Consider the following 8446-nt stretch of genomic DNA (forward strand, 5'->3'; position numbering starts at 1 on the left):
ACCAACGGCTGGACAATGCCTGCAGGCGGGCATCGGACTATGGGGCCTATAATTACAGCATGGTGGAGCGGATACTGAAAAAAGGGTGGGACACCCTGGAGGACGACCCGGAGGATACCTCCGAGGTCCCGGACCACGATAACATCAGGGGAGGAAACTATTATAAATGACAAACATTAAAACAGACAACATGAACACAAAGACATTGGAACAGATGAAACAGCTCAGGCTCCACGGGATGCTCAGGGCCTTTGACACCAGCCTCTCGCCCGAGAGCATGGACTATACCAACGATGAACTGGTGGCCTATCTGGTACAGTCCGAATGGGACGATAGGCACAACCGCAAGATCGAGCGCCTGACAAAGGCCGCAAGGTTCAGGTACGGTGCCGTTATGGAGGCCATCGATTACGGCCCTGGAAGGAACATCGACAGGAACAGGATACAGCGCTACGCCTCCTGTGGATTTATACGCAAGGGTGAAAATATGCTCATTACCGGGAGCACCGGGGTCGGCAAGAGCTATCTGGCCTCCGCCATCGGGCACCAGGCCTGCTCAATGGGGCACAGGACCATGTACTTCAACACGGCCAAACTCTTTACCTTGCTCAAAACCTCAAAGGCGGACGGGTCCTATCTAAAATTCATTGGAAAACTTGAAAAACAGGACCTGCTCATACTGGATGACTTTGGCCTAAAACCATTGGACAACATCAACAGGCACTCTTTGATGGAGATCATAGAGGACAGGCACGGCAAAAGGTCCACCATTATAGCCTCACAACTGCCCGTGGAGGCATGGCACGATGTCATCGGTGAAAAAACGATCGCCGACGCCATCCTTGACCGGCTGGTGCACTCGGCTCACAGGGTGGACATAAAAGGGGAATCAATGAGAAAAAAAATTAAAAATAAACGTTAACTTCAGCACCAAAATGAGTCGATCTCGTGCACTTGATTTGCACTGCTCACTTTCATCCGCCGCAGGTGGTATACATTGACCGCCCTATCCACTAAGCGAACAAATACCGTTAAATGTGGTGTACCATACCGATGGTAAAGCCAGAAAAATCAAAATAGACAATAGATATATTACATTCAAAAAAGTTAGCCCCAAGAAGTTAGCCCTAAAGGGTAAAATAAGCAAACTGACGGTATTGGCATTAGCGGAAATAGGTAAAGACAACGTAACTAAAAACGAGGAGGATAAAATTGTAAAACTTTTAAAAGACGAAAACCTTGAAGATTTAAGGCATGATTTGCAATTAGCGCCTCAATGGATAGCAGAGATTATGGCAAAAGCCTAAATGTATAGGAAGGAAAAAGTAGAAAAACCCTTAAATCATTAGTTGATGATTTTAAAAGTGTTTTAATCACAGGTAGAGTTCTAATTCGATGATAAATACAGTCCCTTTAAAGGCTAAATGTAAGTGATGTGCCTAGAGTCCCTCATGATTATTTTTTGCCACTTTTTCAATTCGGTCCCGCCACAATTCGAGAACATTAGATTATTTGGGTCGTCATGGTGTTGCTTCCAATAAAGATAATTGGCATGCCCCAGTTCATGGGCAAGACAGCCAGGGTTTCTTGCCTCAATAGTGACATAATCAGAAAAAAGCCCCAAGGAGCAACCACGTTTTCCCTTGATGTCCCTAACTGCAAACACAACAATAGGGGCTGCAAAACCTAAAAGACGGCGCCCAACACCGTCAAAACAATAGGTGTTGGCAATCAATTCATAATTGCTGCCCGTTGCAAGAACATCGTCTGTCCAAGCACCTGAATCACATTCCACATCGAGATTTCTTTCTCTAAGATGGGTAGGGATAACCGTATGAATATTTTCAACAATGAGTTTGACATTGGCCGAATTCCTCCACACATTTATAGCGTCATCAATTGTTGGTTGAAGGTTTGCAGGGGAGGTAAGCTCTCTTCCATTTTCATCTCTGAGAATTATTATGCAAATCCGCATTTTCTTTCTAATATCAATTCCGAAAAGGTCCAGTATTACCCCGACCAATCCAACTATCCGCCAAACTATTTCGATTATCAAGTTCCACAATTGTTTGATGAGCCTGCCTATTATTGGAATCATCAAGATGATACTAATGATGCCTGCAAGAATGTCAATGATAATATTGACAGTCCAGCATACTACCCGTATCACCCATTTTCCCACAGTGATTACAACAAAGGTTATAACCGCCACAAGAACTATCTCAATCCAACAAAACCACTTATTGCAGCATAGGCACCATTTTTTGCATCTTCTTCTCTTGCATTTCTCTACACGTTCCTCGCGCCATTCCTTGACAGGCTTTTCAATTTCCTCCTCCACCCATTCGTGGAACTCATCACAAAGTTGTGCCATGATTACCTGTTTTGATTATTGATTTATATTGTTCAATGTTCTCCAGTTTTGCAAGGACATTGGCAAGCTTTATATAACTGAGGAGAAGTCCGGTAACTTTGGACAATGCACTGAATACTATTGATATTCCCAAGGACCAAAGCAGGAACTTCCATTGAAAAGCGGACGTTTGGGAGAAAATCAATAAACTACTGAAAAAAGATATAAAAAGGCCGATTGCTCCCCATGTGCAGCCGCATTCATTGAAAAGTTCCTGTATCTTAGTCTCGACTGTTCTTTTCTGTCCGGGATCAAGGTCCAAATCAATCTTTACCTCTTCAACATGCTTCCGGTTCAAAAGAGTATTGAGCCTTTGCGTGTTCTGGATATCCTGCAAATTCCTGAGCAGTAGTTTCATTTTCAGTACGATATGATAATCATTACTAATAATAGTAAGAAATTGCACCCAAAAGTTAAGCGTGTATTGTATGGATCGCTCGTCTATATGTTCATTTGGTAGGATTCTGGAAGAGATGGAAACTGAGAGCCGCTAAAAATGGACAATTTTAACCATCGCATGTTTTGATATAGACCATTGTTTTTCAGTGATTTATTAGTGTTTGTGTTATGCTCAATTTTCCCGGCGAAGGTGATAAAAATTTTAACGTACAAAGGATGCGATTATAGTGTAATAAACATAATTTTGTATCGTTATCTCATATATGAGATAACGAAGTAAACATCTCCCCTGGGCTACTTCAGCTAAAATGTCGCTAAATTCTTAATTTTTTAAGTGATACATTAAAATCTCATACGGAGTCTTTCCCTTAAATGCTCCATACTACTATCCTTAACATGCCAATTGAATTTGGATTGGAATTCATGGCCATTGTGTAGCCTTACCCTTTATGCTTTGTGATCACCAATTTAGCATTAACACAAAATTCATATTTAGAAATTTCTGCTTTAGAAATGTCTAAGAAAATGTCTAAAAATGTCTAGTTAATAGGATTAGACATTTTCCATATTTTTCAATGGGGCTCGATTTTTCCTTGCTTCCTCAATGCCTGAAGGTTGTTCTTTATTTTGCTTTTGAGCAGTGTTTAAAACATCAGGGAGTTTGTCTCACAATAAAAGGGATTACCCATTTATGCAGTGGAAAAAGATTGGTGGGTAGTGCAAGATTGATGGTTTTGTCAAAATTAATAGACTAATAAAACCATGCTATAATCTCTCTTCCACAGTTTTCTTTTAAAACCCCATCTTCCAAAATACTTAATCTGCCAATGCCGCATTGTTGGCCTTCATTGTCTTTAAAAGGTATAAAACTTGGTTCTTTTGTAGAAATTGATGGGTATAGCAACAAAGCCCGGAAAGATTCCCAATATTTATTATAGACATACATTTGGCGCAAATCATTGGTCGAAGGTTTGTTACTGCCTATGTTTTTCCACTTAGTATCTATTACATAGGTTTTGTTATCTTTTCTTAGAACAATATCAGGTCTAATCTTAATTCGATTCCAAAATGGTTTCGATTCTTGGCCTTTTACCGAAAGACCATCTATGTGAACAGATTTCAGTTTTGCCAACACATATTCCTCCCACAAATTGTTCATATCAAAAAGCAAAGCCAACATTTTTTCCTTTCCATTTGAGATATTTGGAGCAAAGTTCAAAATAATGAGCCGCGCAATTTCAAGGGCAGTCTCATAAGGTTTTGTTTTTCTATTGCTTATCAATTTATCGAATGTATGGAGATTAGCAGCAGTATTGGAAACATCTGGAAATGCTGCTTGTACTCGTTTGCATTTGGAATACAAATAAGTGCCTGATGAAAATTGACTGACGATGTCAAGTGCTTGTGATAAAATTTGATGGATTTGATGGTCATAATCATACACTTGATGTGCAGTATAGAACCGCTCTTTATGAATCAGATTGTGGTTTAAATGTGCGGCAAAAACCAATTTACCTTTTAGGGCTTTTATATTTCCCTTCTTTGTGCGGTATTGTTTTATGAGACCTTGTCTTATCAATAGCTGTGTTTCATTCAGAAACCATTCAAAATAAATGTCCAACAAATGAATTTGCTGTTTGCTAACTTTGGCTTGTCCCACCTTATTGACGTTTAATCGTCTTGTGGTCCGAAGCATGTTAATCAATACTTTTTGCCAAAGCGATTCATTGTTTGAGCCACCGTCAATTTTCGGTAAAATTTCAATGGTAAGACCATCAATTTGAATTACTCCGACATATTGAGAAAACTTAATGCCTTTATGGAGTAGCGTAAAATATTCATTGTTATGTAGCTGGTTTAATTTAGCTAAAGCATTAAGGTGCTTTTCTTCGAAAAGAACATTATTATATTCCAGTCCAACTTGCAGCTTACTATGTTCAAAAACCTGAAGTATGTTTTTTCGATTATTCATTAGATGTATTCAGTAACCTGCCTACAACAGCTTCAATATCATCAATTTGTGGAAGTAATATGTAAGTTGTGTCCATTTCCGGGACATCTATATTTTTGAATTGGGCAAAATTGACCTTACCTGTACCTTTCTCTTTTACAAACCCCTCGCCAAGTACCAAGGCGATTTTTTCGTAGTCGTTGTAAAAATACTCTTGTAATAAAGGGATGATGTTGTTCTTAAAAACACGGGAAAGTCCATCCACATCACCACTCTTTAATTTGATGAAGTACGAATGTCCAATGGTGTGGTCTCTATCTAACAGGGCTTCGATACGGTCATTTATAGTCTCCAAAACCTCCTTAAGGTTAAAGCCATTATATGTGATTTTTTCCAACAATTGGGGCTTGGGCATAACTTCCTTAAAGATAAACCGTCTCCTTAAGGCGGTGTCCAAAGCTTCAACACTTCTATCGGCGGTATTCATTGTGCCAACGATATAGAGATTTGGAGGTACTCCAAATGTTTCATCCTTAGAATATGGTAATTTCAAAAGTATTTCCTCATCAGCTCCCAACCTTTTATCAGGCTCCAACAATGTGATTAACTCCCCAAAAATTGAAGAAACATTTCCTCGATTGATTTCATCTATGATTAAAACATAGTTTTTAAATGATTTTTTAGATGAATTATTTTCAGACTCATAACTTTTCAACCTTTTTAAAATACTGGGGTAATAAATGCCAACCCCCGTCTCATTAATTTCTCTTGTGCCATAATAAGCGTCTCTTAAGGTTGATATGCTCAAAGTATGGTCTGTGCCTCCACTTGATTTTTTAAATTGGATTGATTTTTCTGTAAAACCAATGATAGTGAAATCATATCCTTCTCTTTTTAAAGGAAATTTTATTTCCTCATTTTCTTCCCATTCTTCCTGTAATTTTTCAAAAGCGTCGTCAAAAGCCATTTCGTTGGCCTCCCCTTTCTTAAAATCTAGGTAGTTGTCCTCTGCCTTTTTACATACTTTCTTAAATATGCCCGGTTTTATATCATAAATGAGTTTTTGATCAGCAGTGGTGACGGGTTTAATACCTTCTACAAAATCTTCATATCCAAATGACTGATGAAAGGTTGTAAATACAATTTGTCCTGCTTCACACAATCTATCATACTCTTTCAAAATCAACCTTCGCTTTTGGCCATTATCCAAGTCCTTTGCTATTGAAAATTCTGGATTAGTAATCTGCACGGCCAATTCTTTTGTGGTATATGTTTTTCCTGTTCCCGGGGGCCCATATAAGATTGTATTTAACGCTTTATATTGCATAGTGATTTGCCTTGTATTTGGTTCATTGGAAAATCTATATTCATTAATTCTTTTTAGCAATTGCTCAAACTTCTTATCGGTAACCAGAACTGACAGCTTCCCTCGATTTTTAAATTCATCTAAAAGGAGTCCGTAGTTCTTATCCAGGAAAGTATATAACTTAGAAAAATCATTATCCGTTAAATCTCCAATACGAACATTATATTTAGTGTCTCCAACAGATTTAATGCCTTGGATTTTTTTAGCTAAGCCCTCATAGCAGGCAATAAGTTCTTTGTCCTTTTCTTCATTAAAGACAATCTCCAAATAGCAACTATAGCCTTTTGCTGTGGGACTAATAGAAATCCCAACACTTCTAGTCCTATTACTGCCACCACTTGCATTTATTAGGCCAACAAAGGCATAGCCGTCATTACCTTGAAACCAATGACCACTTTCAAAACGCTGTCCAGCCCCAGCGCGTTGACGCATTAGAAAATTAAAATGCGGATGATTCTCCCTATACGCTAGTAGTTTACTTAAAATGGTTTCATGGAAGGTCATTTCTATACTTTTTTAAGAAGTAAGTTCAAATTTTATTACTGTAAAGTCTAAAACCCCAACCATTTTAATTTCCTTACTTTATTTGAAATTTTTTTATGATTGGGAATGTGTTTGTTGATAATTAAGCTTAAAGGAGTTGCAGCCTCAAAAGTAGTTTTGATTTTTTTTAAATCTGTAGCAGCAAAATGCATTTGAAATAGGTTGAACATACTTTGGTCTCTATTAAACATCGATTGTTCAACATCCTGAAGCTCAGAGATGTTTAATATGGAAAGAGGCATAATTCTAATCGATTCAGAATCTTTATCAATGCCATTCAATGACAATAATTCATCAAACTTTTTCCTAAATGCAAGGTTTGAAGGACCAAGACTAATGATAGGTTCATTCAAAAGAAGTAAAGGGTAAATTTTTAATTTCCCTTTTGCTCGTATTTCGGGATCTTTAATAAACCCCTTATATTCATTGAATTTACGTAACGTTTTCTCAACTAATTGCAAGAGACCAAAATCTTTATAAAATTGGTTAACCTTAATTTTGTTAAAATCACTTATTGTATTTACCGTTTTAAACCCGTTAACTAAGGGTAGGTATGTAGATACCCCAAAAATTAGGGCAGTAAGTTTAATCATTAAATTTACTGAATATGACACGAAGAAAGTTTACCCCGAAGTTCAAGACCAAGGTGGTATTGGAAGCCTTGAAAGAGCGGCATAGCCTTGCCGAACTTGCCCAGAAGTACGAGATACACCCGACCCAGATCAGCGCATGGAAGCGCGATTTCCTCGATGGGGCCGAGCAGGTGTTCGAATCGGGCAAGAAGGATGCCCGCAGCGAGACCGAAAGGGAGAAGGACAAACTTCTAAAGGCCATAGGCCAGTTGAAGGTCGAGAACGATTTTTTAAAGGACGCCTTGCGCTGAGACCACTCTCCGAACGCAGAAAAATGATACGCAAGGGTCATTCCAAGATGAGCATTGTAAAACAATGCGAAACATTGTCGGTCCATCGTTCCGGGCTGTACTATAAGCCCAGGGGCGAGACCGAACTGAACCTGAAGCTCATGCGGGAGATGGACGAACATTATCTCCACCACCCTTTCAAAGGGGCCAAGCGGATGCACATCTGGCTGACCAAAGACAAAGGCTATAAAGTGAGCAGGAACCGGATCGAACGGCTCTATTACAAGGTAATGGGGCTTAGGGCGGTACTTCCGGGAAAGCACACCTCCCGAAGGTGCAAGGACCACAAAACGTATCCCTACCTGCTACGCAACCTGACAGTTGACAGGCCCAATCAGGTATGGGCAACCGACATCACCTATATCCCCATGCAACAGGGATATCTCTACCTGGTGGCCATCATCGACCTGCACAGCCGCTATGTCCTGAACTGGAGCGTGTCCAATTCCATGGATGCCCAATGGTGCAGGGAAACATTGGAAGAGGCCATAGGTGAGCACGGGACACCTGAGATCCTCAATACGGACCAGGGGAGCCAGTTCACCGCCGAGGAGTTCGCCAATTATGTTTTGGGCCAGGGAATACGCCTGAGCATGGACGGTAAGGGAAGGGCCACGGACAATGCCTTTATCGAAAGGCTATGGAGGAATGTAAAATACGAGAAGATATACCTGAACCCTCCAAGGGACGGTATGGACCTTTATCTGTTATTGGCAGAGTACTTTGATTATTACAACCATGAAAGAAGACACCAGTCCATCGACTATGAAAGACCTATCGATCTATTTAAGAGAGCGGCTTGAATTATATTAGTTTTGTAGAGAAACTGTCCTAAAGATCGGGGTATCTACA

At 39.6% G+C, this 8446-nt stretch carries 9 protein-coding genes; 4 read left to right on the forward strand and 5 right to left on the reverse strand.

Annotated elements, in window-relative coordinates; all coding sequences use genetic code 11:
• Window positions 1-190 precede the first annotated feature (190 nt).
• Window positions 191-922 carry an IS21-like element helper ATPase IstB gene (gene istB / locus EO132_RS08340; protein WP_127136804.1) on the forward strand — a complete coding sequence of 244 codons (732 nt, stop codon included), beginning with the start codon at window positions 191-193 and terminating at the stop codon, window positions 920-922.
• Between the two features lie 103 nt (window positions 923-1025).
• Window positions 1026-1307 (forward strand): DUF6088 family protein, encoded by a 282-nt coding sequence (locus tag EO132_RS08345; RefSeq protein ID WP_262707582.1) that lies wholly within the window; start codon window positions 1026-1028, stop codon window positions 1305-1307.
• Window positions 1308-1420: 113 nt separating this feature from the next.
• On the opposite strand, the gene EO132_RS08350 is transcribed toward EO132_RS08345, so the two are convergent.
• The 5 genes from EO132_RS08350 to EO132_RS08370 form a co-directional block, all read right to left on the reverse strand.
• Window positions 1421-2374 carry a hypothetical protein gene (locus tag EO132_RS08350; RefSeq protein WP_127137434.1) on the reverse strand — a complete coding sequence of 318 codons (954 nt, stop codon included), beginning with the start codon at window positions 2372-2374 and terminating at the stop codon, window positions 1421-1423.
• Window positions 2358-2771, reverse strand: a complete 414-nt coding sequence (locus EO132_RS08355; protein ID WP_127137435.1) for a hypothetical protein — start codon at window positions 2769-2771, stop codon at window positions 2358-2360. The genes EO132_RS08350 and EO132_RS08355 overlap by 17 nt, the downstream gene beginning before the upstream one ends.
• Before the next feature lie 792 nt (window positions 2772-3563).
• Window positions 3564-4784, reverse strand: coding sequence for an McrC family protein (locus tag EO132_RS08360; RefSeq protein ID WP_127137436.1), 1221 nt, complete (start codon window positions 4782-4784; stop codon window positions 3564-3566).
• Entirely contained in the window at window positions 4777-6633 is a 1857-nt protein-coding gene (locus EO132_RS08365) for an McrB family protein (protein WP_127137437.1), read from the reverse strand. Before EO132_RS08365 ends, EO132_RS08360 begins: the two co-directional genes overlap by 8 nt.
• Before the next feature lie 47 nt (window positions 6634-6680).
• Window positions 6681-7286, reverse strand: coding sequence for a hypothetical protein (locus EO132_RS08370; RefSeq protein WP_127137438.1), 606 nt, complete (start codon window positions 7284-7286; stop codon window positions 6681-6683).
• Between EO132_RS08370 and EO132_RS08375 the strand changes: the two genes are divergently transcribed.
• Together EO132_RS08375 and EO132_RS08380 are read left to right on the forward strand one after the other, a co-directional pair.
• Window positions 7280-7555 carry a transposase gene (locus tag EO132_RS08375; protein WP_072882405.1) on the forward strand — a complete coding sequence of 92 codons (276 nt, stop codon included), beginning with the start codon at window positions 7280-7282 and terminating at the stop codon, window positions 7553-7555. The two genes, EO132_RS08370 and EO132_RS08375, sit on opposite strands and share 7 nt — an antisense overlap.
• A 23-nt stretch (window positions 7556-7578) precedes the next feature.
• The gene (locus EO132_RS08380; protein WP_127136440.1) at window positions 7579-8397 is read left to right on the forward strand and encodes an IS3 family transposase; all 819 of its coding nucleotides are present in this window, start codon (window positions 7579-7581) and stop codon (window positions 8395-8397) included.
• Window positions 8398-8446 lie beyond the last annotated feature (49 nt).

Origin of the sequence: Flagellimonas oceanensis, from assembly GCF_003992595.1 — a bacterium.
Classification (GTDB): domain Bacteria; phylum Bacteroidota; class Bacteroidia; order Flavobacteriales; family Flavobacteriaceae; genus Flagellimonas; species Flagellimonas oceanensis.

Excerpts from the sequence above, each read along its gene's own strand:
- istB (WP_127136804.1), top strand. The coding sequence starts at position 191 with ATGAACACAAAGACATTGGAACAGATGAAACAGCTCAGGCTCCACGGG.
- EO132_RS08350 (WP_127137434.1), bottom strand. The coding sequence starts at position 2,374 with ATGGCACAACTTTGTGATGAGTTCCACGAATGGGTGGAGGAGGAAATT.
- EO132_RS08355 (WP_127137435.1), bottom strand. The coding sequence starts at position 2,771 with ATGAAACTACTGCTCAGGAATTTGCAGGATATCCAGAACACGCAAAGG.
- EO132_RS08360 (WP_127137436.1), bottom strand. The coding sequence starts at position 4,784 with ATGAATAATCGAAAAAACATACTTCAGGTTTTTGAACATAGTAAGCTG.
- EO132_RS08365 (WP_127137437.1), bottom strand. The coding sequence starts at position 6,633 with ATGACCTTCCATGAAACCATTTTAAGTAAACTACTAGCGTATAGGGAG.
- EO132_RS08375 (WP_072882405.1), top strand. The coding sequence starts at position 7,280 with ATGACACGAAGAAAGTTTACCCCGAAGTTCAAGACCAAGGTGGTATTG.
- EO132_RS08380 (WP_127136440.1), top strand. The coding sequence starts at position 7,579 with ATGATACGCAAGGGTCATTCCAAGATGAGCATTGTAAAACAATGCGAA.